1 protein-coding gene is annotated in these 427 nt (G+C 48.7%); it reads right to left on the bottom strand.

Translation table 11 applies throughout. The annotated features are described in order from the left end of the window. Window positions 1-178: 178 nt before the first annotated feature. Window positions 179-427 (bottom strand): peptidylprolyl isomerase (locus VT06_RS17425; protein ID WP_046555601.1); only part of this gene is annotated, 249 nt, incomplete at its 5' end.

Below are 427 nucleotides of genomic sequence, written 5' to 3'. Positions count from 1 at the left end.
CAGGGTTATACGGCAGTAATTGCAGTGGCAAACCCAGTTGTTTGGCGCGATCCGCTAGTAATTCGGCATCGGCACAAACCACGAGCTCAGCAGGCCAAGGCTGCTGAGCAAGTGTGATAATTAAATCTGGGCCAATTCCTGCTGGTTCCCCAGGAGTTACTGCGATACGCAAGGTCATTTAGGTGCGAATATCCACGAAGGCATTATCGCGTAATTCCTGTAACCAAACATCGAGTTCTTCTTGGAATTTGCGGCTGTACAAGATTTGCTGAGCCTGTTCACGTAATAGTTGCTCGGTAACATCTTGCTCTCTGCGCTCGAGTACTTCAACGATATGCCAGCCGTGCGTAGTTCGGAATGGTTCAGAGATAACATTTAAATCAAGCTGACGAACCCGATCGCGAAACTCCGGCACGTAAATATCTGG

Origin of the sequence: Arsukibacterium sp. MJ3, from assembly GCF_000987765.1 — a bacterium.
Lineage (GTDB): Bacteria > Pseudomonadota > Gammaproteobacteria > Enterobacterales > Alteromonadaceae > Alishewanella.
Note: the sequence above shows the minus strand (reverse complement) of the source record. Positions and strands in the feature narration are given on the sequence as shown.